The 23,876-nt window shown below is 65.2% G+C and carries 25 protein-coding genes; 10 read left to right on the top strand and 15 right to left on the bottom strand.

Translation table 11 applies throughout. From position 1 onward, the window contains the following. Positions 1–854: 854 nt before the first annotated feature. The gene (locus tag GGR90_RS11840) at positions 855–1,292 is read right to left on the bottom strand and encodes a hypothetical protein (RefSeq protein ID WP_167921671.1); all 438 of its coding nucleotides are present in this window, start codon (positions 1,290–1,292) and stop codon (positions 855–857) included. A 144-nt stretch (positions 1,293–1,436) separates the two neighbouring features. Here GGR90_RS11840 and GGR90_RS11845 point away from each other — a divergent pair, with 144 nt between their 5' ends. Continuing rightward, complete coding sequence (locus tag GGR90_RS11845; RefSeq protein WP_167921672.1) at positions 1,437–2,135, top strand: NRDE family protein; 699 nt, start codon at positions 1,437–1,439, stop codon at positions 2,133–2,135. 12 nt (positions 2,136–2,147) lie between these two features. Here the strand turns inward: GGR90_RS11845 and infC are convergent, their stop codons facing one another. Together infC and GGR90_RS11855 are read right to left on the bottom strand one after the other, a co-directional pair. Continuing rightward, on the bottom strand, positions 2,148–2,669 hold the full coding sequence (infC, locus tag GGR90_RS11850) for a translation initiation factor IF-3 (RefSeq protein WP_167921673.1): 522 nt from the start codon (positions 2,667–2,669) through the stop codon (positions 2,148–2,150). A gap of 186 nt (positions 2,670–2,855) precedes the next feature. After that, positions 2,856–3,992 carry a penicillin-binding protein activator gene (locus GGR90_RS11855; RefSeq protein WP_167922123.1) on the bottom strand — a complete coding sequence of 379 codons (1,137 nt, stop codon included), beginning with the start codon at positions 3,990–3,992 and terminating at the stop codon, positions 2,856–2,858. A gap of 76 nt (positions 3,993–4,068) precedes the next feature. Between GGR90_RS11855 and rsmI the strand changes: the two genes are divergently transcribed. The 4 genes from rsmI (at position 4,069) to GGR90_RS11875 (ending at position 7,010) form a co-directional block, all read left to right on the top strand. Beyond that, positions 4,069–4,929 (top strand): 16S rRNA (cytidine(1402)-2'-O)-methyltransferase, encoded by an 861-nt coding sequence (gene rsmI / locus GGR90_RS11860; protein ID WP_167921674.1) that lies wholly within the window; start codon positions 4,069–4,071, stop codon positions 4,927–4,929. Next, positions 4,926–5,276 (top strand): YraN family protein, encoded by a 351-nt coding sequence (locus GGR90_RS11865; protein ID WP_167921675.1) that lies wholly within the window; start codon positions 4,926–4,928, stop codon positions 5,274–5,276. The genes rsmI and GGR90_RS11865 overlap by 4 nt, the downstream gene beginning before the upstream one ends. Before the next feature lie 152 nt (positions 5,277–5,428). Continuing rightward, positions 5,429–6,379, top strand: a complete 951-nt coding sequence (gene gshB / locus GGR90_RS11870) for a glutathione synthase (RefSeq protein ID WP_167921676.1) — start codon at positions 5,429–5,431, stop codon at positions 6,377–6,379. A gap of 22 nt (positions 6,380–6,401) precedes the next feature. After that, positions 6,402–7,010 (top strand): DedA family protein, encoded by a 609-nt coding sequence (locus tag GGR90_RS11875; RefSeq protein WP_167921677.1) that lies wholly within the window; start codon positions 6,402–6,404, stop codon positions 7,008–7,010. 221 nt (positions 7,011–7,231) lie between these two features. On the opposite strand, the gene GGR90_RS11880 is transcribed toward GGR90_RS11875, so the two are convergent. From GGR90_RS11880 to GGR90_RS11905, 6 genes are all read right to left on the bottom strand, one after another. After that, entirely contained in the window at positions 7,232–8,122 is an 891-nt protein-coding gene (locus GGR90_RS11880; protein WP_167921678.1) for a tyrosine recombinase XerC, read from the bottom strand. 63 nt (positions 8,123–8,185) lie between these two features. Beyond that, positions 8,186–9,331 carry a radical SAM family heme chaperone HemW gene (hemW, locus tag GGR90_RS11885; protein WP_167921679.1) on the bottom strand — a complete coding sequence of 382 codons (1,146 nt, stop codon included), beginning with the start codon at positions 9,329–9,331 and terminating at the stop codon, positions 8,186–8,188. Between the two features lie 31 nt (positions 9,332–9,362). Then, positions 9,363–9,881 carry a DUF2239 family protein gene (locus GGR90_RS11890; RefSeq protein WP_167921680.1) on the bottom strand — a complete coding sequence of 173 codons (519 nt, stop codon included), beginning with the start codon at positions 9,879–9,881 and terminating at the stop codon, positions 9,363–9,365. A gap of 51 nt (positions 9,882–9,932) precedes the next feature. Then, a complete protein-coding gene (gene rdgB / locus GGR90_RS11895; protein ID WP_167921681.1) occupies positions 9,933–10,565 on the bottom strand; it encodes an RdgB/HAM1 family non-canonical purine NTP pyrophosphatase in 633 nt (210 codons plus the stop codon). Next, entirely contained in the window at positions 10,565–11,293 is a 729-nt protein-coding gene (rph, locus tag GGR90_RS11900) for a ribonuclease PH (protein WP_167921682.1), read from the bottom strand. Before rph ends, rdgB begins: the two co-directional genes overlap by 1 nt. 48 nt (positions 11,294–11,341) lie before the next feature. Beyond that, a complete protein-coding gene (locus GGR90_RS11905; protein WP_167921683.1) occupies positions 11,342–12,142 on the bottom strand; it encodes a dienelactone hydrolase family protein in 801 nt (266 codons plus the stop codon). 90 nt (positions 12,143–12,232) lie between these two features. On the opposite strand from GGR90_RS11905, the gene hrcA reads away from it, so the two are divergent. Together hrcA and grpE are read left to right on the top strand one after the other, a co-directional pair. Beyond that, positions 12,233–13,276, top strand: coding sequence for a heat-inducible transcriptional repressor HrcA (gene hrcA, locus GGR90_RS11910; protein ID WP_167921684.1), 1,044 nt, complete (start codon positions 12,233–12,235; stop codon positions 13,274–13,276). Between the two features lie 4 nt (positions 13,277–13,280). Further along, positions 13,281–13,826, top strand: coding sequence for a nucleotide exchange factor GrpE (gene grpE, locus GGR90_RS11915; protein ID WP_167921685.1), 546 nt, complete (start codon positions 13,281–13,283; stop codon positions 13,824–13,826). 164 nt (positions 13,827–13,990) lie between these two features. Here the strand turns inward: grpE and def are convergent, their stop codons facing one another. Genes def through recR form a run of 3 tightly spaced genes read right to left on the bottom strand, consistent with a single transcriptional unit; the run spans position 13,991 to position 15,586 of the window. After that, positions 13,991–14,524, bottom strand: coding sequence for a peptide deformylase (def, locus tag GGR90_RS11920; RefSeq protein WP_167921686.1), 534 nt, complete (start codon positions 14,522–14,524; stop codon positions 13,991–13,993). Between the two features lie 40 nt (positions 14,525–14,564). Beyond that, positions 14,565–14,978, bottom strand: a complete 414-nt coding sequence (locus tag GGR90_RS11925) for a hypothetical protein (protein ID WP_167921687.1) — start codon at positions 14,976–14,978, stop codon at positions 14,565–14,567. An 11-nt stretch (positions 14,979–14,989) separates the two neighbouring features. Continuing rightward, the gene (gene recR / locus GGR90_RS11930; RefSeq protein ID WP_167921688.1) at positions 14,990–15,586 is read right to left on the bottom strand and encodes a recombination mediator RecR; all 597 of its coding nucleotides are present in this window, start codon (positions 15,584–15,586) and stop codon (positions 14,990–14,992) included. A gap of 226 nt (positions 15,587–15,812) precedes the next feature. On the opposite strand from recR, the gene fmt reads away from it, so the two are divergent. Both fmt and truA read left to right on the top strand, forming a co-directional pair. Beyond that, the gene (gene fmt, locus GGR90_RS11935; RefSeq protein ID WP_167921689.1) at positions 15,813–16,733 is read left to right on the top strand and encodes a methionyl-tRNA formyltransferase; all 921 of its coding nucleotides are present in this window, start codon (positions 15,813–15,815) and stop codon (positions 16,731–16,733) included. Positions 16,734–16,851: 118 nt separating this feature from the next. After that, positions 16,852–17,592 (top strand): tRNA pseudouridine(38-40) synthase TruA, encoded by a 741-nt coding sequence (gene truA / locus GGR90_RS11940; RefSeq protein WP_167921690.1) that lies wholly within the window; start codon positions 16,852–16,854, stop codon positions 17,590–17,592. A 172-nt stretch (positions 17,593–17,764) separates the two neighbouring features. Here the strand turns inward: truA and GGR90_RS11945 are convergent, their stop codons facing one another. Next, on the bottom strand, positions 17,765–18,292 hold the full coding sequence (locus GGR90_RS11945) for a CarD family transcriptional regulator (RefSeq protein WP_037556573.1): 528 nt from the start codon (positions 18,290–18,292) through the stop codon (positions 17,765–17,767). A gap of 313 nt (positions 18,293–18,605) precedes the next feature. Here GGR90_RS11945 and GGR90_RS11950 point away from each other — a divergent pair, with 313 nt between their 5' ends. Beyond that, positions 18,606–19,430, top strand: coding sequence for an SDR family NAD(P)-dependent oxidoreductase (locus GGR90_RS11950; protein ID WP_167921691.1), 825 nt, complete (start codon positions 18,606–18,608; stop codon positions 19,428–19,430). A 45-nt stretch (positions 19,431–19,475) separates the two neighbouring features. On the opposite strand, the gene GGR90_RS11955 is transcribed toward GGR90_RS11950, so the two are convergent. Next, on the bottom strand, positions 19,476–21,365 hold the full coding sequence (locus GGR90_RS11955) for an alpha/beta hydrolase family protein (protein WP_167921692.1): 1,890 nt from the start codon (positions 21,363–21,365) through the stop codon (positions 19,476–19,478). A 309-nt stretch (positions 21,366–21,674) separates the two neighbouring features. Beyond that, positions 21,675–23,795, bottom strand: coding sequence for a sodium-translocating pyrophosphatase (locus GGR90_RS11960; protein ID WP_167921693.1), 2,121 nt, complete (start codon positions 23,793–23,795; stop codon positions 21,675–21,677). Positions 23,796–23,876 lie beyond the last annotated feature (81 nt).

Below are 23,876 nucleotides of genomic sequence, written 5' to 3' on the forward strand. Positions count from 1 at the left end.
TGATCGCGCTGACCATAATCCTCTGCATTTTTCTGGTTCTCCTGTTTACTTCGAGGCAATCATATCCTTGGGCAATAGCCGTCGCAGTCCCGATCTACGCTTGGTTATGCTGGATCATCACCAGGCCATTGCCAATCAGCAGCAATTGGGGAGCGGTTGATCGTTTTATAATCTGGATTGCGTTATTCTTGAGCATAATACCTGCGCTATTGCGCTTGATGTTCGTTCACCGAAGTTTTGACGAATCACCATCCGAGATCGATTGGAAGCCAGTCCAAGCAAGCTCGCTATTCGTGGCTATTTGGGGCGGAGCTTGGCTGCTGACGCCCACAGTCCCTGCCCTTGCCGGGGCCGCGACCTGCGTTACTATCGGTCTGCTCGTATCAGTGGCGATGTTTGGCATCGCGAGACGTATGCCCCGGCATCGGGTTATACTCGTCACCGCTGGCACCGCGATGATAACCGGCGTAATCGCTATTTTGATTTGGCCCCTCGCCGTTGTCCTAGCCGCAGAGCAACGGGCTGCGGGACGGCCCTATTGCCTCATGGTTGCACAAGGCATCAATTATCGGACAGCGAACAATTTGCTCGATCTGACGCCACTGATAATGCGCGGCCATGAGGGTCGGCGATCAGCAGCAAATTATCACGGTGAGCTATTGATATCAGGTGAGGCCAACCGAAACTGGTCATACGAACAAGTCGACTTTTTCGATGAATCGAGAGACAACAAACCGCCGAACTGCGTAGCCGCGGTCGGGTTCGCACGAAATCTCCCGTGGCTTTAATGTCGGCTGTCAACAAGGCGACACCCGAAACCGGCTCTTCGGCTTCCCACCCCATAGCGGACATATCTACCGCAGCACGCCTTTCGCCGTCTGTGCCCGCGCATAGAGGAACAGCGCGATCACGACGACCCAGATCACCGCGGTGAAGATCATCGGGAAAGCCCCGAACATCCGTTCCAGATCGCCATAGTGCATCCCGAACTGATAGACGCTGCTGATCGCAAGGCCGACGAGCGACAGCAGGAAGGCGGTCACGGCGTGGCGGCTGCGGACGAGCAGCAGCAGCGATCCTAGCACCGATCCCCACACGCCGAGCGCCCAGCCGACATTGGCCCACAGCGGGAAGCTGTAGAAATAGGCCTGCTGCTCGGGCGTGAAGGCCGCCATATATTCGGGGTTTCTGAGCTTGGTCATCACATAGTCGAACGCGCCAAAGGCGTTCCAGAGCAACGATAGAATCCCCACCGCCCACAGGTGCCACGGCGTTTTCACGGCTTCGGTCATTTTCGCCTCCCCCTCCAGAAAGATCATCGAAAGCTATCATTCTTTGTCCGTTCCGGCAATGCGGTGATTTATCCGCATAACACAGCCCCTGAACACGTTGCCACGGGGCTTGGCAAGCGGGCCTGCAGCCCCGATATGCGCGCCATGTGTGTCGTCGCCCTCGCCAACCGCGTCCATCCCGACTGGCCGCTCATCCTCATCGGCAACCGCGACGAGTTCCACGCGCGCGCCGCCGCGCCGCTGCACGAATGGGACGACGGCAGCGGCATCGTCGCCGGGCGCGATCTGCAGGCGGGAGGGACCTGGCTCGGCGTCCACCGTCCGAGCGGGCGCACCGTCGTCGTGACCAATGTGCGCGGTGCGATGCCCGATCCCGCGAAGGAATCGCGCGGCGCACTCGTCGTCGACACGCTGCGCGGCGACGGACGCTTCGCCGATCCCGCCGCCGAGGACCTGCCACGCTTCAACGCGTTCAACCTGTTCGCGGTTGATGGCGGCGCGGCGCGGCTGCTGACCAATCGTCCGGTCCCGCTGATCATGCCGCTGGAGCCCGGCGTCCATGCGCTCGCCAACGAGCCCGTCGATGCCTCCTGCCCGCGCGCCGAGCGGCTGCGCCTCGCCCTCGAAACACTTGTCGCGGCGGGCGCCGATCCCGCGGGCCTGCTCGATACGCTGATGGCGGCGGACGACCCCGCGCTGTTCCTGCGCGGCGACGTCTATGGAACGCGCGCCTCGACCTTGGTCGCGATTTCGGCCGACGGGAACGTCAGGATGATCGAGCGCCGATATGAAAAGGGCGGCCGTCCCGCCGGAACGACCGCCCTCGAATTTCATATCGGCTAAGCCGAACGCGCTCTACTTCGGCGCGATGACCATCAGCATCTGGCGGCCCTCGGTGCGCGGATGCGCCTCGACCTTCGCGATTTCGGACGTCAGCTCGGCGACGCGCTGGAGCACGTTGAGGCCAAGCTGGGTGTGGCTCATCTCGCGGCCGCGGAAGCGCATGGTCATCTTGACCTTGTCGCCTTCCCCGAGGAAGTCGAAGACCTTCTTCATCTTCACGTCGAAATCATGATCGTCGATGTTCGGACGCATCTTGATCTCTTTGATTTCCTGCGTCTTCTGGCTCTTGCGCGCGAGGTTCGCCTTTTTCTGCGCCTCATATTTGAACTTGCCGACGTCGAGGAATTTGCACACCGGCGGATCGGCGTTGGGAGATACTTCCACCAGGTCGAGCCCGACCTCGGCCGCCTGTTCGATCGCTTCGGCCGTCAGCATTACGCCCAGATTTTCGCCTTCGTCGTCAATGACGCGGACCTTGGGGGAGGCGATGAATTCATTGTATCGCGGGCCATTCTTGGGCGGCATTCGGTCCATCGGGCGGCGAGTCGTGGGCGGTGGTATAGCTGTATCTCCTGAATCGTTGTAAATAGGCGAGCGGCATCGACGCCGGAACACGCGCGATTGTCATATAGTGATCGCCGCGCCGCCGTAAAGGCCGCCGCGTTTTTCCGATACCGGTTTTCGGCCAACTGTGGCCGGTCTGCCACTGTCAAACGCGGTTCACCATTTGGTCGGCGCGGGATCGACGACGCGGAAGCCGCCGGCGCCGATCTCGCTGACCTCGAGCGCGCGCTCGGCGATACCGCGGTTGTTGAAGCGGAAGATACCGTCGATCCCGCCGAAACCGTCGGCGGCGAGCAGGCGGTTCACCGGAAAATTGCTCCCCGGCTTCCAGTCGCGCGCGATGCGCACGGTCAACAGCACCGAATCATAGCCAAGGCTCGCGAGCCGGTACGGCGGCCGGCCGAAGCGGGTGCGATATTTGGTCGCGAGCTGGCTATAAAGGCCGTCTGAGACGCTGGCGAACCACGCCCCGCGCATCGCGGCACTGCCGCCCAATGCCGCGTCGGTGTTCCACAGCTCGGTGCCGAGAATCTGCTTGTCGCCCGTGCCCTTGATCATGGGGACGGCGCGGATCGCATTGCCGCCGCTGTCGGCGATCAGCACCGCGTCCATCGCCCCCGCATTGACGAGCCGCCGCGCCGCGCCCGACAGCGCGGTCGCGCTGCGGTCATAGCTTTCGACCGCGACGAGCGTGCCGCCCGCCTCGGCGACCGCCGCGCGAAAGGCGGCGGCCGAGCGATCGCCATAGACATTTTTGGGCACGAGCGCGCCGAACCGCTGATGGCCCTTGGCGCGCGAAAAGGCGACGACGCGCTCGACCGACTGGCCGGGGACGAAGCCCATGATGAAGACGCCGTTGCCCGCGACGCTGCTGTCGTTCGAGAAGCTCAGCACCGGAACCTTCGCGCCGCGCGCGATCGGCGCGACCGCGGAAACATCCTCGCTGAGCAGCGGCCCGAGGATCAGCTTGTTGCCGTCGGCGACCGCCTGCCGCGCAGCCGCGGCGGCGCCGAGCGCGGTGTCGTAAGTTGTGATGCGCACGCGCTCGGTGCGCGTATCGAGCAGCGCGAGCGTCGTCGCATTGGCGATCGCGGTGCCGACATCGGCGTTGGCGCCCGTCTTCGGCACGAGCAGCGCGACGCGGTGGCGATCGGTGTCGGTGGGAAGGCCGGGGCCGACATTGTCGGTCGGATCGGTCGGCGGCGGCGGGGTCACCGGGCCGCCGGTCTTCGGCACGACCTGGCACGCCGCCAGCAGCCCCGCCAGCGCGATCGCGCCGAGCCCGCGCAGCATCTGGCGGCGCGGCGACGCATTATTTTGGCGCGCGCGCTGATGGCAATCGGAGGCAGTCTCTGCCATTTTCGGCGTCATGCCAGATTCGAACATCTCAGATTCTCCCTTGCCCGGTCTCTATATCGTCGCGACGCCCATCGGCAACCTCGGCGACATCGGCGCGCGCGCGGCCAAAACGCTCGCCTCCGCCGGCGTGATCGCCGCGGAGGATACGCGCGTGACCGCGAAGCTGCTGTCGCATCTGGGTTTGCGTGTGCCGATGACCCCCTACCATGATCATAGCGACGAACGCACCCGCGCCGCGCTGGTTGCGCGGATGGAGGCCGAAATTGTCGTCCTGGTGTCGGACGCGGGAACCCCGCTGATTTCGGACCCCGGCTACAAGCTCGTCCGCGATGCGCGCGCGGCGGGACGCCATATCGTCACCCTGCCCGGCCCCTGCGCCGCGATCGCCGGCATCACCCTGTCGGGCCTGCCGAGCGACCGCTTTCTCTTCGCGGGCTTCCTGCCGAACAAGGCGAAGGCGCGCGCCGACACCATCGCCGAATTCGCGGGGTTGCGCGCCACCTTGGTATTTTACGAAAGCGGACCGCGGCTGTCGGCCTCGCTGGCGGCGATGGCCGAAGGGCTCGGCGACCGCGAGGCGGCGGTCGCGCGCGAGATCAGCAAGCTTTACGAGGAATGCGTCACCGGCACGCTGACCGAGCTTGCGGCGCGCTACGCCGACGCGCCGCCGAAGGGCGAGATCGTCGTCATCGTCGGCCCGCCGGGCGAAGCGGTGGCCGAGGAAGCCGACGACGCGACGCTCGATGCGGCGCTGCGCGAGGCGATGGCCGACAAGCCCGTCGCGCAGGCGGCAAAGGCGGTCGCCAAACGCTTCGGCCGCGACCGGCACGAGGTCTACGCCCGCGCGCTCGCCCTGAAAGAGCGGGCTTGAACCGCGCCGCCGCCGAAGCGCGCGGACGCAAGGCCGAACGCCGCGCCGCCTGGTGGCTGCGCCTCCACGGCTGGCGCATATTGGGCGAGCGCCTCCGCGTCCCCGTCGGCGAGGTCGACCTCGTCGCGCGGCGCGGACGCATGATCGCCTTCATCGAGGTCAAATGGCGCGACCGCGCCGCCGACCTCGACCTCGCGATCGACCCGTATCGCCTGCGCCGCGTCGCCGCCGCCGCCGAAATGCTCGCCCCGCGCTTCGCGGGCCCGCGCGACGACATCCGAATCGACGCGATGCTCCTTGCGCCGCGCCGCCTGCCGCGCCATCTGGTCCACGTCTGGCAGCCTTAGGGATGCCGCAACGACGCTCTTTGTCCGTCATCCCGGCGAAGGCCGGGATCTCGCCGGTGCGTCATGTTGCGACGACGAGATCCCGGCCTTCGCCGGGATGACGAATTGGACTAGGTGACGCCGGTCTTCGCGCGCACCTTGAGGAGAAAAACATGACCCTGCGCGCCGCGGTACAGATGGACCCGATGGACAATATCAATATCGGGGGCGACAGCAGCTTTGCGTTGATCCTGAAGGCGCTCGAACGCGGGTACGAGCTTTATCATTACGACGTCCGCGGGCTGACGTGGGAGGCCGGACGGCTGACGACCAAGGCGCATCGCATCGTCGCGGCGCAGCGCGAAGCCGGCGCGCATTACAAGTTCGGCGACGATGTGCTGCTCGATCTCGGGCGCGACGTCGATGTCGTGCTGATGCGGCAGGACCCGCCCTTCGACCTCGGCTACCTCACCGGAACCTGGCTGCTCGAACGCATCGGGCACGAAACGCTGGTGGTCAACGACCCCGCTTCGGTCCGCAACGCGCCCGAAAAGGTCTTCGTGCTCGACTTCCCCGAGTTCATGCCGCCGACGATGGTCACGCGTGAGTTGGACGCGGTGAAGGATTTCCAGGCGCGTTATGGCGCGGTCGTCATCAAGCCGCTCCACGGCAACGGCGGCAAGGCGGTGTTCCGCGTCGATGCCGATGGCGCGAACCTCGGCGCGCTCGTCGAGCTGTTCGGACAGGTCTGGCCCGAACCCTTCATGGTCCAGCAATTCCTCCCCAGCGTCAGCCAGGGCGACAAGCGCATCGTGCTCGTCGACGGCGAGGTCGCAGGGGCGATCAACCGCAAGCCCGGCGAAGGCGAATTCCGCTCGAACCTCGCGGTCGGCGGCTATGCCGAGGCGGCCGAACTGACCCCGCGCGAGCAGGAAATTTGCGACGTCCTGGGGCCTGCGCTCAAGGAACGCGGGCTGATCTTCGTCGGTATCGACGTGATCGGCGGCGAATGGCTCACCGAAATCAACGTCACTTCGCCGACCGGCATCGTCGCGATCGACCGTTTCAACGACAGCGATACGGCGGGCATGATCTGGGATGCGATCAAACGCCGGATCGGCTGACCTCGCGAGGAGTTCCTCTCCCATGACCGACTTCATCCTGAACCTGATCCATAGCTGGGGCTATGCGGGGATTTTCATCCTCATGTTCCTCGAAAATGTGTTCCCGCCGATCCCGTCCGAAGTGATCATGGGGCTCGGCGGGATCGCCGTCGCGCAGGGCCGCTTCGATTTCTGGACGCTGGTCGCGGTCGCGGTCGCGGGCACGACCGCGGGCAACTGGATCTGGTACGCGATCGGGCGCTGGATCGGCTATGAGCGACTCAAACCTTTCATCGACCGCCACGGCCGCTGGCTGACGCTCGACTGGGCCGAGGTCGAGAAGATGCACCATGCCTTCCTGAAATATGGCCCCGCGATCGTCTTCGTCGCGCGCTTCATGCCCGTCGCGCGGACGATGGTGTCGCTGCCCGCGGGCATGGTGCGGATGAACCAGCTCAAATTCCTGATCTGGACCGCCGCCGGCTCGACGATCTGGATCGCCGCGCTCGCCGGCGCGGGCAGCTGGTTCGGCAAGCAATTCGCCAACCTCGACGCCTTCGTCGGCCCGCTCGCGCTGGTCGCGATCGGCTCGCTGATCGCGGTCTATATTTACCGCGTGATCACCTGGAAGCCGAAGACGAAGGGAAAATGACCGGTCCTTGCCGCGCTCTGCGGCAATGATCGCTTCCGGCCGGAAGCTGACCTTAATCCTCCCTGCGGCGAAGCCGTGGGGAGGGGGACCGTCGCCGCAGCGATGGTGGAGGGGCAGCGACCTCGCTCTATAGCCCCTCCGTCAGCGCTTCGCGCTGCCACCTCCCCATGGCTCCGCCACAGGGAGGATTTTAACGTCCGCTTCCCACCCCAAAGCCGACGTCATGCCCGCGGATGCGCACTCCGGTAAATGTCGAGCAAATGCGCGGCATCGACCGCGGTATAGACCTGCGTCGAGGCAAGGCTCGCATGCCCCAGCAGTTCCTGCAAACTCCGCAAATCGGCGCCGCCCGCGAGCAGATGCGTCGCGAAGCTGTGGCGCAGCGCGTGCGGCGTCGTCCGTTCGGGCAGGCCCAGCGCGCGCCGCGCTGCGCGCACGCTCGCGCGGACAACGCCCGGCTGGAGCGGCCCGCCGCGCGCGCCGAGAAACAGCGGCGTTTCCTTCGCGATCGGCCAGGGGCAAGCCGCGACATAGCGCGACACCGCGTTCGCAACCGCCGGCAGCACCGGCACGATCCGCGTCTTGCCCCGCTTGCCTGTGACGCGCAGCGTGTCGCCGAGCGGCAGCACCGCGCCGGTAAGCGACAGCGCCTCGCCGATCCGTAGCCCCGCGCCATAGAGCAGCAACAGCAGCGCGAAATCGCGCGCCCCGACCCAGCCTTCGCGCGCATTGTCCTCGACATCCTGCGCCAATTGCAACGCCTCGGCCGGGGCGACCGGGCGCGGCAGGCCCTTTTTGACGCGCGGCCCGCGCATCTGCGGCACGCTGGCGTTCGATCCGCCGACGAAGCGCAGGAAACTGCGCAGCGCGCTGAGTTCGCGCGCCGCCGACGCGTTGCCGAGCCCCTCGGCGCGACGCTCGGCGAGATAGGAGCGCAGATCGTTCGGGGTCAGCGCTTTCAGCACGTGCGCGTCGACGGCGCCGCCGCGATGTATCGACAGAAAGCCGCAGAACCGCTCGGCGGTCGCGATATAGGCGCGGCGCGTATGCTCCGACCGGCGCTTCTCATGCGCCAGATGGGCATCCCAATCGCGGATTAACTGCTGTGCCAAACCCGTCCCTCTCCGCCATTAAATAGGGACTGTCCCTATTTAATGGCTCGCGCGGCGTTGAGGCTAGTGGGTTTTCACCACCTCGGAAAGGATCGAGTCGAGCAGCAATATGCCCTGCTCGGTCACCGCCAGCCGGTCGCCCTCGTGCCGCATCAGCTCCTGGCCCGCCAGTTGCGCCACCGCAGCCGCATCGACGAACGCCTCGCGCGGCAAGCCGCACCGCGCCTCGATCCGCGCCAGATCCACGCCTTCGGTCAGCCGCAGCCCCATCAACATCGCCTCGGTTGCGCGCTCGTGCGCCGGCAGGTCGGTCTCGACTTTCAGCCCATGGCCGTTGCGCGCGACCCCCGCGATGAAATTCTCGGGCTTCTTGTGCCGTTCGGTCGCTTGGCCGAGCCGCCGCCCGTGCGCCCCAGGCCCGATGCCGGCATAATCGGCGTAGCGCCAGTAAGCGAGATTGTGCCGGCTCTCCTGCCCCATGCGGGCGTGGTTCGAGACTTCGTAGCGCGGCAGCCCGGCGGCGCGCGCCATCGCCTGCGTCGCGTCGAACAGGTCGGCGGCCGCATCGCCATCGGGGATGGTGAGGTCGCCTTTCGCCGCCAGCGTGGCGAAACGCGTGCCAGGCTCGATGGTGAGCTGATAGAGCGAGAGATGATCGGTGCCGAACGCTAGCGCGCCCGCCAGCTCGCGCTCCCATGCGGCGAGCGACTGGCCCGGCCGCGCATAGATCAGGTCGAAGCTGACGCGTGCAAAAAGCGCCTGCGCGGTCGAAATCGCGCGGCGCGCCTCATCCTCGCTGTGCGCACGCCCCAGAAATTCAAGCACTTCGGCATCGAAGCTCTGAACGCCTATCGAAACGCGATTGACCCCCGCGGCCGCAAGATCGGCGAAATTGGCAACTTCGACCGAATTGGGATTCGCCTCGAGCGTGATCTCGACATCGTCCGCGAGACCCCACAGCGCATCCGCCTCGGCAATGACCGCCGCGACCGTTTCGGGCGGCATCAGGCTCGGCGTGCCCCCGCCGAAGAAGATCGAGCCGACCGTGCGGCCGGGCAGCAACGCCGCCTCGTGCCGCAAGTCCGCGAGCAACGCTTCGCGCCACGCCGCCTGATCGACGCGCTCGCGCACATGGCTGTTGAAGTCGCAATAGGGGCATTTCGACACGCAAAACGGCCAATGGACATAAAGGGCGAGCGGTTCGGCCATGGGCAGCGATATAGGGGCTGCCGCGCGGATGTCAGCCGCCTTGGAGCAATCGCGCGATATAGGCGTGAATATCCGCGGGCCATTCGGCGATCGACGCGGCAAAGCCCGCATCGTCGTCGCGGTAGAGCGCGCGCAGCGCCTCCTCATAACCCGGGCGGTCGCCGCCGACATGGCTCATGAAATGATAGACCGCGTCGCGGCGCTGCTTCGCGTCGGGTTCGCCCTTGCTCGCGGCCTCGACCAGCCGCCGCAGCGCCGCCGATGCGCCGCCCGGCTGCGCGGCGAGCCAGTCCCAATGCCGCGGCAACAGCGTGACTTCGCGCGCCTTGACGCCCAGCCGCGGGCGCCCGGCCGACGGCGCGGGCGCCGCCTTCGCCGCATCCCAGTAGTCGAGGTCGGTCAATCGTCCCGTGGCGTCGTCGAACACGAGGATCGCCCCGAGATCGGCGGGATAGCGGTCCTCGAGCGTACGGGTGACGGCTTCGCGGCTGCCTGCGGCAAGCTGCATATCGCCGAAAAAGGCGGTGACGGTGTCATGATCGTGGGTCATGCCGCCCATTTATACCCGGGTAAAACTTGCGTCAATATCATCCGGGTAAAATTATCGCGCGTCGAACGCCCCCGCCACCAGCTTGGCGAAGGCGTCGGCGCGGTGGCTGATCGCATGCTTCTCCGCGGGATCGATTTCGGCGTAGGTCAACATCTTGCCGGCCGGAACGAAGACGGGATCGTAGCCGAAGCCGAGCTTGCCGCGCGGCGGCCAGGTCAGCTTCCCTTCCGCCCTGCCCTCGAAAACCTCGGCATGGCCGTCGGGCCAGGCGAGCGCGAGGGTGCAGACGAAGCAGGCGCTGCGATCGACGCCCGGCCCCTGTCCGGCGAGCAGGCCTTCGACCTTACCCATCGCCAGATACCAGTCGCGGCCCGGTTCGCCCTCGAACCATTGACGTTCGGCCCAGTCGGCGGTGTAGACCCCCGGCCGTCCGCCGAGCGCCGCCACCTCGAGACCGCTGTCGTCGGCGAGCGCGGGGAGCCCCGCCGCCGACGCGCTCGCATGCGCCTTCAGCAGCGCGTTGTCGCGAAAACTCGTCCCCGTCTCCTCGGGCTCTGGCAGCCCCAGATCGCCCGCCGACACGGGATCGATCCCGAACGGTTCGAGCAGCGCACGAATCTCGCGCACCTTGCCTGCATTGTGGCTGGCGATGACGAGCTTGCCGGGCGCGAGCTTGCGCGTCATCAGCGCGCCGTCGCCCTGCCCGTCGCGACGTCCTGCGCCGCGAAAATCTCGCCGCAACCGATGCGCGCGAGGCGGAGCAGGCGGAGCAGGCCTTCCTCGTCATAGGTCGCACCCTCGGCGCTCGCCTGCACCTCGACGATCTGGCCCTTGCCGGTCAGCACGAAATTGCCGTCGGCTTCGGCGACCGAATCCTCATCATAGTCGAGGTCGAGCACCGGCGTGCCCTTGTAGATGCCGCACGAAATCGCGCCAACCTTGTCCTCGATCGGGTCCTCGGCGATGGTCTTTGCGGCGAGCAGCTTGTCGACCGCGAGCCGCATCGCGACCCACGCGCCCGAGATCGAGGCGGTGCGCGTGCCGCCGTCGGCCTGGATCACGTCGCAGTCGATGACGATCTGGCGTTCGCCGAGCTTCTTCATATCGACGACGGCGCGCAAGCTACGCCCGATAAGCCGCTGAATTTCCTGCGTGCGGCCCGACTGCTTACCCTTCGCCGCTTCGCGGCTGCCGCGCGTGTGCGTCGCGCGGGGCAGCATGCCATATTCGGCGGTCACCCAGCCCGCGCCCTTGCCGCGCATCCACGACGGCACCTTCTCGTCGACGCTGGCGGTTACCAGAACCTTGGTGTTGCCAAAGCTGACGAGGACGCTGCCCTCGGCGTGAATGGTGAACTGGGTTTCGAGTCCGATGGGACGCATCTGATCGGGCGCGCGGCCGGAGGGGCGCATAAACTATCCTTTCGATTGGTGATTGCGGTGGCCCTTAGGCCGCCGACCTCATTCGCTCAACCGCATCTTGAAGAATTCGAGGATTTCGTCGCGCGCCCGAACCGTCGGCTGCCCCGCCTCGTCGATCAGGTGGATGGTGACGACGCTGTGCGGGTTCTTCATCGGGCTGTCCGGGTTCGCCGCGCTGTCGGGCAGCACCTTGCCGATGAAGCGGTCCCCCAACGCGTCCTCATAGGCCGCGAAACGCGCCGCCCGGCAATATTTGTCGCCCTCGAAGCGATAGGCGAGCACGGTCAGGTCCTCGGCCTCCATCCGCGCTTTGACCGCTGCAAGTTCATCCGGCGCGATGTGCAGGCCCGCCGCGTCGTTCAGCGGCAACGACGGCTGTGCCAGCACCGGCGCGATCACCGCGGGTTCGAGCATCATCGACAATGCGAAATTGCCGGTGAAACACATGCCGATCGCGCCGACGCCCCTGCCGCCGCATTCCTTGTGCGCCTGTGCCGCCAGCGCGCGCAGCCACCGCGTCGCGGGCGAGCTTTCATTGGACTGGAAGGCCCGAAACTGGCGGCTGATGCAGCCGCCGATCATCGTGAACAACATGCGAGGCGCTCGCGGCACCGCGCCGTCCTTGCCGAAGATATGCGGCATATAGACGGTGAAACCCGCATCAGCGACCCAGCGGGCGAAGCGTGCGACGTGCGGGCTGATGCCGGGCATTTCGGTCATCACGATCACCGCGGGGCCGCTACCCATCGTATAGACGCGATGCTTGCGGCCGAGCAGCGCGATCTCGCGATGGTCGAAATCACTCAGCGGATCGTCGCGATCGAGTGGCGGTATCGTCATGATTTTCTCCCCGCGCGGAAGCTAACGCGACTTGCGCGCACTGGCCAGCAAAGCTTGCCCCTTCCCCGCACCATCCCTAAATCCCCCCTTATGACCACACCGCCGATCATCGAACTCACCACGCGCGCGCGCGACGTGTTCCGGCTGGTCGTCGATGCCTATCTGGAAACCGGGCAGCCCGTCGGCTCGCGCACGCTGTCGAAGCTCGCAGCGCTCAACCTTTCACCCGCCTCGATCCGCAACGTGATGCAGGATCTCGAAGAATATGGCCTGCTCTCCAGCCCGCACACCAGCGCCGGCCGCCTGCCGACCGAGCAGGGCCTGCGCCTCTTCGTCGACGGGATGATGCAGGTCGCCGAACCTTCGGCCGAGGACCGCGCGCAGATCGAGGCGAGCCTGTCCGAAGGCGGCCCGATCGAAAGCGCGCTGGCGCAGGCGACCTCGGCGCTGTCGGGGCTGTCGGCGTGCGCGGGCCTCGTGCTCGTTCCCAAGCATGAGCGCGTGCTCAAACAGCTCGCCTTCGTGCCGCTGTCGGCGAACCAGTCGCTCGTCGTGCTCGTCGCGGGCGACGGCGCGGTCGAGAATCGCGTGATCGACATTCCCGCCGGGCTCAACCCGTCGGCGCTGGTCGAGGCGGGCAATTATATCTCGGCGACGCTGTCGGGCCTGACGCTGACTGAAGCGATGGCGCGGGTGCGCCGCGAGATCGAGGCCGAGCGGATCGCGATCGACCGCGCCGCGCAGGACCTTGTCAGCCGCGGGCTCGCAATCTGGTCGTCGGACGGCGCCGACCGGCCGGTGCTGATCGTGCGCGGGCAGGCGAATTTGCTCGACGAGAGCGCGGTCGGCGACCTCGACCGTGTGCGCCAGCTTCTCGACGAGCTCGAAACCAAGCAGGACATCGCGGGGTTGCTCGACAGCGCGCGCGAGGGCGCCGCCACCCGCATTTTCATCGGCTCGGAAAATAAATTATTCTCGCTTTCGGGCTCGTCCGTGATAGCGGCGCCCTATCGCGGATCGGACGGGCGCGTCGTCGGCGTGGTCGGCGTGATCGGCCCGACGCGCTTGAACTATGCCCGCATCGTTCCCATGGTGGATTTCACCGCACAATCGCTCTCCAGACTGATACGATAGGTTTATGACGAACATCGAAAATGACACCCCGGTCGACGACGGCCAGGCTACCGAAACCGCCGAGACGGCCGCACCCGAAGGCGCGAACGACGAAGTCGCGCAGCTCGCCGAACAGATCGCCGCGCTTCAGCAGGATCTGCTCTATGCGCGCGCCGAGACGCAGAATGTCACGCGCCGCAAGGACAAGGAAATCGCCGACGCGCACGCCTATGCGTCGACCAAATTCGCGCGCGACATATTGTCGGTCGCCGACAATCTTGGCCGCGCGCTCGCCGCCTTGAGCGACGAACAGCGCGCCGACGAAGGCATCAAGCCGCTGATCACCGGCCTCGAAGCGACCGAGCGTGAATTGCTCAGCGTCTTCGAACGCAACGGCATCACGCGCATCGCCGCGATCGGCCTGCCGCTCGACCCGAACCAGCACCAGGCGATGCTCGAAATCCCGAGCGACAAGACGCCCGGCACGATCGTGCAGGAAATGCAGGCGGGCTATATGATGAAGGACCGGCTGCTGCGCCCCGCGATGGTGGGCGTGGCGAAGGCGGGGTAACGCAAACCTCCCCTCCCTTTACGGGAGGGGATAAAGGGGTGGGTGCGCGGCGCGTCTGCGCCGCAAAAGACTCGTGATATTCGCGGGTGGGAGCAACGTATTCTTTTCGCGCACAAGTGCGCGCAACCCCACCCCAACCCCTCCCGCAAGGGGAGGGGCTTAAATCACGCCGCCTTGCGCAGCTTCGCGAGCTTCTTCAGCACCATCTCGCGCTTCAGCCGCGACAGATGGTCGATGAACAATATGCCCTCCAGATGGTCGTGCTCGTGCTGGATGCACGTCGCCATCAGGCCTGTCATGCGTTCCTGATGATGCTTGCCGTCGGCATCTTGCCAGTCGACGGTAACCTCGGCGGGGCGCGTGACATCGGCATATTGTTCGGGGACCGACAGGCAGCCCTCCTGATAGACGCTATGCTCCTCGCTCTCGTCCGAAAAGACGGGGTTGATGAACACGCGCGGCTCGCGGATCACCTTCTTGCCCTCTTCGTCATCGGGACCGGGTTCCTGCAGGTCGATGACGAGAATGCGCTTCGCCACCCCGACCTGGATCGCGGCAAGCCCGATGCCGGGCGCGTCGTACATCGTCTCGAACATGTCGGCGACCAGCGTCTTCAACTCGGCGTCGAACTTTTCGACGGGCTTCGAAATGACGCGCAGCCGAGGATCCGGGGTCTCTATGATGGGTAGGATGGCCATTGGTGCGAGGTATGATCGCGGGGGCGTTGGGTCAAGGGGCCTATCGTTTTCCGCATTCAATCGCCAACTCGTCACGCTGGATCATATATCCGCCGCCCAAACAGCCGGGCTCACGACATTCCATGAGAGCAAAATCATCATAACTTTTTAGGTCTCTACGCCCCGGCATAATTGATCGACCATCCGCGCGTTCGAGCCTCAACTCCACTATCCGTTTGTCAAAACGATCGGGATGTCTCAACTCGTCACCCTGTCCGCCCGCATCGAAATCGGCTGTATCGAAGACCGGCATCCGGGAATATGAGCGCCGCCAACCATCTAGGGCGCCGACACAGCGATGGCGTTGAAGAGCCGTCTCGATCTTCGCAACCTCATCATCCGTAGGTTTGAAATCACTTGATGAGAAACATGCTGAGCAGGAGAGTAAAGCCGCAATGCCGATGAAATTTTTCATGTCGATCCCTGTCATACCACCGGCCGCCGCGCCCTGAGCGCCTGCGCCAGCGTCCCCTCATCCAGATAATCGAGCTCGCCGCCCACCGGCAAACCGTGCGCGAGCTGCGTCAGTCGTACCGGATAACCCTCCAGCCGCTCGGCGAGATAATGCGCGGTCGTTTGCCCCTCCAGCGTCGCATTCATCGCCAGCACGACCTCGTCGATCCCGCCCGCCGCGACGCGGGCCACCAACGCATCGATGCTGAGGTCCTGCGGCCGCACACCCTCCAGCGCCGACAGCCGGCCACCGAGCACATGATATTTGCCGGGAAAGAGCCGCGACTTGTCGAGCGCCCAGAGGTCGGAGACTTCCTCGACGACGCACAGGCTGCGCGCATCGCGGCGCGGGTCGGCGCAGATCGCGCAGGGATCGTGCGTGTCGATATTGCCGCAGATCGTGCAGGTGACGAGCCGTTCGGACACCGTCTGGAGCGCCGCGAGCAGCGGCGCGAAGCTGCTCTCGCGCTTCTTCATCAGGTGCAGCACCGCGCGCCGTGCCGAACGCGGCCCGAGCCCCGGCAGGCGGGCGAGTTGCTGGACGAGGGCTTCGATTTCGATGGAGGCCATGCAGAGCACCTATCGCGCGACGCGAGCGCATACAATCCTCTCCCCTTGCGGGAGAGGATGCCAAAGCTTGGCGCGAAGCGCCTAGCGGCGGCTGGAGAGGGGTTGCGACGGCGCGGCCCCCTCTCCCGCTGCGACTGGCGAGCAAGCTCGCAAGTCTCGCTGCCCTCTCCCGCAAGGGGAGAGGGATACTTGCGCCCCGCCCGTTCCTCCGCCAAAGCCCGCACCCATGCGCATCGCCTTCATGGGAACGCCGCCCTTCGCGGTGCCGACGCTCGCCGCGCTCCACGCGGCGGGGCACGACATCGTCGCCGTCTATAGCCAGCCCCCCCGCCCCGCGCAGCGCGGCAAGAAAGTGCAGAAGAGCCCGGTGCAGGTCTGGGCCGAGGAGCATGGCCTGCCCGTCCGCACCCCGCGGAGCCTGAAGACCGAAGAAGCGCAGGCCGAATTCGCGGCGCTCGACCTCGATGTCGCGGTGGTCGCGGCCTATGGCCTGATCCTGCCGCAAGCGGTGCTCGATGCGCCGCGCGAAGGCTGCCTCAACGTCCATGGCTCGATCCTGCCGCGCTGGCGCGGCGCGGCGCCGGTGCAGCGCGCGATCCTCGCGGGCGATGGCGAAACCGGCGTGACGATCATGCAGATGGACGCCGGGCTCGACACCGGCGCGATGCGGCTGATCGAAACCACGCCGGTGGGGCCCAAGAGCGCGGGCGTGCTGACCCACGAACTCGCCGAAATGGGCGCGCTGATGATGCGCCGCGTGCTGAGCGAACTCCACGCCTTTCCGCCGGTCCCGCAACCCGATGAGGGCGTGACCTATGCGGCAAAGATCGACAAGAGCGAGGCGCGGCTCGATTTCCTGACCAGCGCGGTGCAGGTCGAGCGGCAGATACGCGCGTTCAACCCCGTGCCGGGGGCCTTCTTCGAGATGGAGGGCGAACGCTACAAGATCCTCGCGGCCGAGGTTGTCCATCCCGCGGACACCGCCCCCGGCGCCGCGCCCGGCGTTGCGCTCGACGATGCCCTCGCCATCGCTTGCAACCCCGGCGCAATCCGCGCGGTGCGCGTCCAACGGGCGGGCAAACCGGCGATGGATGCGGCGGAGTTGCTGCGCGGGCGGGCAATCCCGGCAGGCACGCGGCTCGCATGACCCAGGTGTGCCCAATAAATAGGGACAGTCCCTATTTTTCCACAACTGGTTGCAGCGGCATATGGACGCCTACGAAAAAAATAGGGACTGTCCCTATTTATTGCCCGCCAACGTCGCAATGACCCGCTTCGCTCTCACCATCGAATTTGACGGCCGTCCCTATATGGGCTGGCAGCGGCAGGCGCACGGCCCAAGCGTCCAGCAGACGATCGAGGAAGCGGTCCACCGCTTCACCGCCGAGACCGTGCAGGTGTTCAGCGCCGGGCGCACCGACGCCGGCGTCCATGCGATCGCGATGCGCGCGCATGTCGACATCGAAAAGCCGCTGACCCCATTCAAGCTGACCGAGGCGCTGAATGCGCAGCTCCGTCCCGCGCCGATCGCGATCGTCGGGTGCGAGATCGTCCCGGGCGACTGGCACGCGCGCTTCGCCTGCATCGGCCGTGCCTATGAATATCGCATCGTTAACCGCCGCGCGCCGCTGACCTGGGACAAGGGCCTGTCGTGGCAGGTCGCGCGGCCGCTCGACACCGACGCGATGCACGCCGCGGCGCAGCAGCTGATCGGCCTGCATGATTTCACGACCTTCCGATCGGCGCATTGCCAGTCGCAAAGCCCGGTGAAGACGCTCGACAAGCTCAGCGTCAGCCGCCACGGCGAGGAGGTCATCATCGACGCCGCGGCGCGCAGCTTCCTGCATCATCAGGTGCGCTCGATGGTCGGATGTCTCGCGCTGGTCGGTTATGGCAAATGGTCGGCGCGCGATTTGAAGGGCGCGCTGGAGGCGGCGGACCGGAACGCGCTAGGGCTGAATGCCCCGCCCGACGGGCTGTATTTTGTGAGCGCAACTTACCCGTAGAATACCCCCACTCATCGTGACCCCGGACTTGATCCGGGGTCCCGCTCCCTTTTTCGCCACCACGCAAAAAGCGGGATGCCGGATCAAGTCCGGCATGACGAAAGAAACTGGCGGGCGAACGAAAAAGGGCGGCCCTACCAGACCGCCCTTTCCTTCATCGCTGTGGACGCGATTACACTTTTTCGGCGTAGTAGAGCGGCGCATGTTCGTTGAGGATCTGGAGGATCTTCGCCTGCGCGGTCTTTTCGTCGCTTTCTTCCATCGCGGCGAGTTCGCGCGCGAGGCGGCTCGACGCCGCTTCGAAGATTTGGCGCTCCGAATAGCTCTGCTCGGGCTGGTCGTCGGCGCGGAACAGGTCGCGCGTCACTTCGGCGATCGACACGAGGTCGCCCGAATTGATCTTCGCTTCATATTCCTGCGCGCGGCGCGACCACATGGTGCGCTTGACCTTCGGCTTGGTGGTCAGGACCTGCAGCGCTTCCTTCAGCGTCTTGTCCGACGACAGCTTGCGCATGCCGACGCCTTCGGCCTTGTTCGTCGGCACGCGAAGGGTCATCTTTTCCTTTTCGAAACGAAGAACATAGAGTTCCAGCTGCATGCCGGCGATTTCGGATTTTTGCAGCTCGATGACGCGCCCCACGCCATGTTTCGGGTAAACGACATAATCACCGACTTCGAAAACGGGGGTGCTTGCGGACATTCAAGTTCCTTTCAGTGACCTTGCCGGGGACGGGGAAGCGCGTGAACAGCGGTATATCCGGCCCTCTATGGGAGGGGGATTGGGCTGGTAGGGCGGCGCTAGCCAGTCAGCGTGACAAGGAATGGGCTCCATCGGAAACGCCAAGCGTGCCCCAGCCCGGCGGCGGGAAGAGGCACAATGTCGGCGTGTTGATATTTATTATAACAGATTCGCAACAAAATTGCCACCCCCGCACGGAAAAGCGCGGGTCGGCACCTTGACGGCTCCTCACACCCGTTTCACCTTGAAACGAAATCATAGATAGGGAGCCGGTATGAAAGATCAAATCTGGTGGGTCACCGGGGCGTCGTCGGGCATCGGCGCGGCGCTGGCCAAGGCACTGGCGACGCGCGGGGCGAAGCTGATCCTGTCGGGACGAAACGTCGCGGCGCTCGAGGCGGTCGCCGCCGAATGCGCGACCGAGACGCTGGTCCTGCCGTTCGAGGCGACGGACTACGCCGCCCTTCCCGCGATCGCGAAACAGGCCTGGGCGTGGCAGGGGCGCGTCGATGGCCTCGTCAACAATGCGGGCATCTCGCAGCGCAGCCTCGCGATCGAGACCGACTTTTCGGTTTATGAGCGGATCGTCGCGGTCGACCTGCTCGCGCCCATCGCGCTCACCCAGCAATTGCTGCCGCGCATGGTCGGCGCGGGCGGCGGGCAGATCATCGCGATATCGAGCGTCGCGGGCATCGCGGGCGTGCCGCTACGCAGCGCCTATTCGGCGGCGAAGCACGGCATCATCGGCTATCACGACGCGGTGCGCGCCGAAAACGAGCATCTCGGCCTCAAAGTCCTCGTCGTCGCGCCGGGGTCGGTGCGCACCAACGTCAGCCGCAACGCGCTGAACGCCGACGGCAGCGTCCGCGGCACGAGCGACGCGGCGATCGAGAACGGCCTGTCGCCCGATGACGCCGCCGCGCAGATGCTCGCCGCCGTCGATGCCGGCACCCGCGAGTTGATCGTTGCGGAAGGCGCCGAAGCGGCGATAGCCGGCCTGCGCCGCGGCGATCCCGACGCGCTGTTCGACCGGATGAGCGCGATGGTCCAGGCGGGCTATGCGGCGCAGATGAAGGCCGGCCGCGCGACCCTGACCTGACCGCGCGACCCTGACCTGAACCCCAATCGGGACGCCCGCCGCGATCTATTTGGCCGCGATCACCGGCGGCGCCTTGCCGGCGTCACTTGCGATATAGGCGGGGTTGAAGCGTTCCAGCCATTTCCGTGTCGCCTCGAGAAACTCGGCTTCGTCCGAGGGTGCCGGAAAATTGTGGGTATTGTCGGGCTGGTAAAGATAGTCGAAATCCTGCCCGCGCACTTTTCCGGACCGCTCGAGCGCGCTGACCAACCCCTTGGCCTGGGCGAGTGGCACGCGATCGTCCTTGACCCCGTGCACGATCAGGATGGGCGACCACTTGCCTTCGGCGTTCTGCGTCGGCGAAACCGTGTCGAGGTCCGCCGTGCCCTTTGACAGATAGTTGGAACCAAAGCGTCCAAGGTAGTTCCGATCATATTTCCGCATTTCGCCAAGATCATACACCCCGGCCCCGGCGATCGTGCAGCGCCACCGGGCGGGGTCGCGCTGCGCGGCGCGGGCGGAGGCATATCCGCCATAGGACCAGCCCATCATGCACGCGCGCTTGGGATCGACCGTGCCCTGCGCCGCCAGATAGTCGATCGCGTCGTTGAGATCGTCCTGCATCCGAAGGCCGAACCCGTCGTCCCGCCCCTTTTTGATCCAGTCGCGGCCGTAACCGCCCGAACCGCGGTAATTGGGCTGCACCACCACATAGCCGAGCTCGGCGATAGCCTGATGCCAGGCGAAGGGGCCAAAGCCTTCTTCGTCGCGCGGTCCAAAGGGACCGCCGTGGGTGATCATCACCACCGGCAAATTGCGCTGCCCCTCACGATGCCGCGGCATCGTCACGACCGCATGAATCTTTTCTCCGTCGCTTGCGGGGTAGATAATCGTTTTGGTGGGATTCATTTCGGCTTCGCCGAAATATTCGTTGGAATAACCGATCCGCGCGACCTTTCCCGTATCGGTGTTGAACGAATAATAGATTCCGGTCTGGTTCGTCTTTCCGACCCAAACCAGCATATTCTTGTCGCCGAGGTCGCTGGAAACAATCCGGGCATTGCCCGCGCCAAATTGCTGTTCGAACATGTCTTGCACGGCCTTCAGCCGCTCATCCATCCAGTAGATTTTCGAACGATTCTCGACGACCGACACCGATTGCAGCTGGTTGCAGCTTTCGTTGCAACCCAACTCGCCCACGTCATAGCCTTCGACCGCGAAAATCGGCTCGCCAAGTTCCATGGTCGCGAGGTCGATCTTGTAGACCTTGTCGAAGCCATCCTTGTTGCTGGTGACGATGGCTTTGCCTTCCTCGGCCAGAAAAATTTCCGGAACCAATAAATCGCCGGAAAAGGTCGGATCGGCTTTGTCATATATGGTCTTGAGATTTTCGTCCGGCGTCGCGCGATAAAGAACGCGTGTCTTACCGCTGTCGCGGTCATAGCCGACGCCCATACGAACGACGCCCTTGCCATCCGCTGCCCAGCCGCCGACCAGAATATTCGGCTTTTGCACCAGCTTGAAACGCCCCGTACGAACATCGACGTCGATCACCTCGGGTCGGCCGAGATATTCATAACCATAGGTCAGCGACGTGCGCGAAAGGAGCAGGCGCTCGTTCTTGTGATCGACATGGATGATATCGCTGGCACTTCCAGCCGCATCTTTCCACGCCAGCGGCGCAAGCTTTTTGCCTTCGACATCATAGCTGAAAAGTCGGCCCATTTCGCCTTCGAACAGTCCGATCTCGCCCGAAGCGGCCGTCACCACCAGCGTCCGGTTTCCCACCCAGCGCCAGCTGATGATTCGACGATCGCCGAATTCCTTATAGGCCTCGGTCTTCAGGAAATAATCGGGCTGGGCCTTTCCGGTCAGGTCGAAGATGGCAAGATATTCGACGCCCTTGTAGCTGACCTTTGCGGCCATCTTGCTTGCATCGGGCGACAGCCGCGGCATCTGCAGGGTCGCTCGATTGGCAAATTGGGACACCGGCACGCGCCCTTCGATCGTCGAAGGGGGCTGGGCCGCTTGCGCTGTCGCGACAGTCCACGACATGGCGACCGCAAGCGATGCGGTCGCCAGAATCGACCTCACGGAATTCCGGTAGAAGCTTCTATTCACGCGGCAATCTCCCCCTCGACTGCCCCAAGGCTTAGCGGACAATCGCGTCAGAACTCAACCCGCAAGCCGCACCTTTCATCGATAATGGCGAAACCCCGCCGGATCGCTCCGGCGGGGCCTTGTTTTGCCCGCGGACGGCCCGGCCTACGCCGCGCCGTGCGCCAGCGCCGCGAGGAGCAGGATCGCCACGATGTTGGTGATCTTGATCATCGGATTCACGGCAGGCCCCGCCGTATCCTTGTACGGATCGCCGACGGTGTCGCCGGTCACCGCGGCCTTATGGGCCTCGCTGCCTTTGCCGCCGTGGTTGCCGTCTTCGATGTACTTCTTGGCGTTATCCCATGCGCCGCCGCCCGAGGTCATCGAGATGGCGACGAACAGCCCGCCGACGATCACGCCGAGAAGGAGTGCGCCAAGCGCCTCGAGCGCCGCCGCCGGGCCGGCGACCGCGCGGATCACGAAGAACACGACGATCGGCGCAAGCACCGGCAGCAGCGACGGAATGATCATTTCCTTGATCGCTGCTTTGGTGACGAGGTCGACGGTGCGGGCATAGTCGGGGCGGCTGGTGCCGTCCATGATGCCCTTGTTGTTCGCGAACTGGTCGCGGACGTCCTTCACCACGTCGCCCGCCGCGCGGCCGACCGCGGTCATGCCCATCGCACCGAACAGGTACGGCAGGAGCGCGCCGAGCAGCAGCCCGACGATGACGTAAGGCGACGACAGCGAGAAGGTCAGCGGCGCGTCGATGCCGAGCACCGCCGAATATTCGGCGATGTCGGCCGTATAAGTGCCGAACAGCACCAATGCCGCGAGGCCCGCCGAACCGATGGCATAGCCCTTGGTCACCGCCTTGGTCGTGTTGCCCACGGCGTCGAGCAAGTCGGTCTTTTCACGAACCGAATCGTCGAGGCCCGCCATTTCGGCAATGCCGCCAGCGTTGTCGGTGACGGGACCATAAGCGTCGAGCGCGACGACCATTCCCGCGAGCGCAAGCATCGCGGTGGCGGCAAAGGCGATGCCGATGATGCCCGCGGTCTGGTAAGCGACGATGATGCCGACGCAGATGACGAGCGTCGGCAGCGCGGTCGATTCAAGGCTGATGGCGAGGCCCTGGATCACATTGGTGCCGTGACCCGTTTCCGAAGCCTTGGCAATGCTGCGCACCGGGCGATAATTGGTGCCGGTGTAATATTCGGTGATCCAGATGATCAGCCCGGTGATGACGAGGCCGAGCAGCGAGCAGAAGAACAGATCTTCGCCGTTGAAGTCGGTGCCGGCGATGTTCGCGCTCATGTCGCCGAGCGCATAGCTGGTCGAGAACCAGATCGCCGGGATCGAGAGGACCGCGGTGACGAGGAAACCCTTGTACATCGCGCCCATGACGTTCTTGCCGCTGCCGAGACGCACGAAGTAAGTGCCGATGATCGAGGTGATGATGCACACGCCGCCCATCAAGAGCGGCAGCGTCATCAGCGGCAACAGCATGTCGCCCGCGCCCTTCAGGAGCAGCGCGATCAGCACCATCGTGGCGCCGACGGTGACGACATAGGTTTCGAACAGGTCGGCCGCCATGCCGGCGCAGTCGCCCACGTTATCGCCGACGTTATCGGCGATCACCGCCGGGTTGCGCGGATCATCCTCGGGGATGCCCGCCTCGACCTTGCCGACGAGGTCGGCGCCGACGTCGGCCGCCTTGGTGAAGATACCGCCGCCGAGGCGCGCGAAGATCGAGATCAGCGAGGCGCCGAAAGCAAGCGCGACGAGCGCGTCGACCACGGTGCGATCGTCACCGCCGACGGTGAAGCCACCGGGACCGGTCAGATACCAGAAAAAGACCGAGATCGCGAGGAGCGCGAGGCCCGCCACCAGCATACCTGTGATCGCGCCGGCGCGGAACGCCATGGTCAGGCCCGCCTGCAGCCCGGTCTGCGCCGCCGCCGCGGTGCGGACGTTGGCTTTCACCGAGATGTTCATGCCGACGAAGCCGGCGACGCCCGACAGAACGGCGCCGATGACGAAGCCGGTCGCCGAGATCGGGCCAAGGAACAGCCCGACGAGAATGGCGACGACGACGCCGACGATGGCGATGGTGCGATATTGGCGGCCCAGATAGGCCTTGGCGCCTTCCTGGATGGCGCCAGCGATTTCCTGCATCTTCTCATTCCCCGCCGATGCGCTGAGCACCTGCCGCGAGGTAATGAAGCCATAGAGCACGGCCACCAGGCCGCACGCTATCGCGATCAAAACCGGATCCGGATTCATGCGTGACTATTCCTTCCCGTTGAGAAGGGCGACGCAGAAGATAGCAGTCGAGCACGTCCGACTTATTGATGCCGGTTCGCT

This window comes from Sphingopyxis italica (genome assembly GCF_011926545.1).
GTDB classification, from domain to species: Bacteria; Pseudomonadota; Alphaproteobacteria; order Sphingomonadales; family Sphingomonadaceae; genus Sphingopyxis; species Sphingopyxis italica.

Bases quoted from the DNA above. Each gene is read 5' to 3' on its own strand.
- rph (WP_167921682.1), bottom strand. From the start codon at position 11,293: ATGCGCCCCTCCGGCCGCGCGCCCGATCAGATGCGTCCCATCGGACTC.
- GGR90_RS11945 (WP_037556573.1), bottom strand. From the start codon at position 18,292: ATGTCCGCAAGCACCCCCGTTTTCGAAGTCGGTGATTATGTCGTTTAC.
- hemW (WP_167921679.1), bottom strand. From the start codon at position 9,331: ATGGCCGAACCGCTCGCCCTTTATGTCCATTGGCCGTTTTGCGTGTCG.
- rsmI (WP_167921674.1), top strand. From the start codon at position 4,069: ATGCCAGATTCGAACATCTCAGATTCTCCCTTGCCCGGTCTCTATATC.
- GGR90_RS11950 (WP_167921691.1), top strand. From the start codon at position 18,606: ATGAAAGATCAAATCTGGTGGGTCACCGGGGCGTCGTCGGGCATCGGC.
- GGR90_RS11955 (WP_167921692.1), bottom strand. From the start codon at position 21,365: ATGCCGCGGCTGTCGCCCGATGCAAGCAAGATGGCCGCAAAGGTCAGC.
- GGR90_RS11960 (WP_167921693.1), bottom strand. From the start codon at position 23,795: ATGAATCCGGATCCGGTTTTGATCGCGATAGCGTGCGGCCTGGTGGCC.
- GGR90_RS11890 (WP_167921680.1), bottom strand. From the start codon at position 9,881: ATGACCCACGATCATGACACCGTCACCGCCTTTTTCGGCGATATGCAG.
- rdgB (WP_167921681.1), bottom strand. From the start codon at position 10,565: ATGACGCGCAAGCTCGCGCCCGGCAAGCTCGTCATCGCCAGCCACAAT.
- GGR90_RS11905 (WP_167921683.1), bottom strand. From the start codon at position 12,142: ATGACGATACCGCCACTCGATCGCGACGATCCGCTGAGTGATTTCGAC.
- truA (WP_167921690.1), top strand. From the start codon at position 16,852: ATGACCCGCTTCGCTCTCACCATCGAATTTGACGGCCGTCCCTATATG.
- GGR90_RS11925 (WP_167921687.1), bottom strand. From the start codon at position 14,978: ATGAAAAATTTCATCGGCATTGCGGCTTTACTCTCCTGCTCAGCATGT.
- recR (WP_167921688.1), bottom strand. From the start codon at position 15,586: ATGGCCTCCATCGAAATCGAAGCCCTCGTCCAGCAACTCGCCCGCCTG.
- GGR90_RS11855 (WP_167922123.1), bottom strand. From the start codon at position 3,992: ATGCTGCGCGGGCTCGGCGCGATCGCGCTGGCGGGGCTGCTGGCGGCG.
- GGR90_RS11845 (WP_167921672.1), top strand. From the start codon at position 1,437: ATGTGTGTCGTCGCCCTCGCCAACCGCGTCCATCCCGACTGGCCGCTC.
- grpE (WP_167921685.1), top strand. From the start codon at position 13,281: ATGACGAACATCGAAAATGACACCCCGGTCGACGACGGCCAGGCTACC.
- gshB (WP_167921676.1), top strand. From the start codon at position 5,429: ATGACCCTGCGCGCCGCGGTACAGATGGACCCGATGGACAATATCAAT.
- fmt (WP_167921689.1), top strand. From the start codon at position 15,813: ATGCGCATCGCCTTCATGGGAACGCCGCCCTTCGCGGTGCCGACGCTC.
- def (WP_167921686.1), bottom strand. From the start codon at position 14,524: ATGGCCATCCTACCCATCATAGAGACCCCGGATCCTCGGCTGCGCGTC.
- GGR90_RS11875 (WP_167921677.1), top strand. From the start codon at position 6,402: ATGACCGACTTCATCCTGAACCTGATCCATAGCTGGGGCTATGCGGGG.
- GGR90_RS11840 (WP_167921671.1), bottom strand. From the start codon at position 1,292: ATGACCGAAGCCGTGAAAACGCCGTGGCACCTGTGGGCGGTGGGGATT.
- hrcA (WP_167921684.1), top strand. From the start codon at position 12,233: ATGACCACACCGCCGATCATCGAACTCACCACGCGCGCGCGCGACGTG.
- infC (WP_167921673.1), bottom strand. From the start codon at position 2,669: ATGGACCGAATGCCGCCCAAGAATGGCCCGCGATACAATGAATTCATC.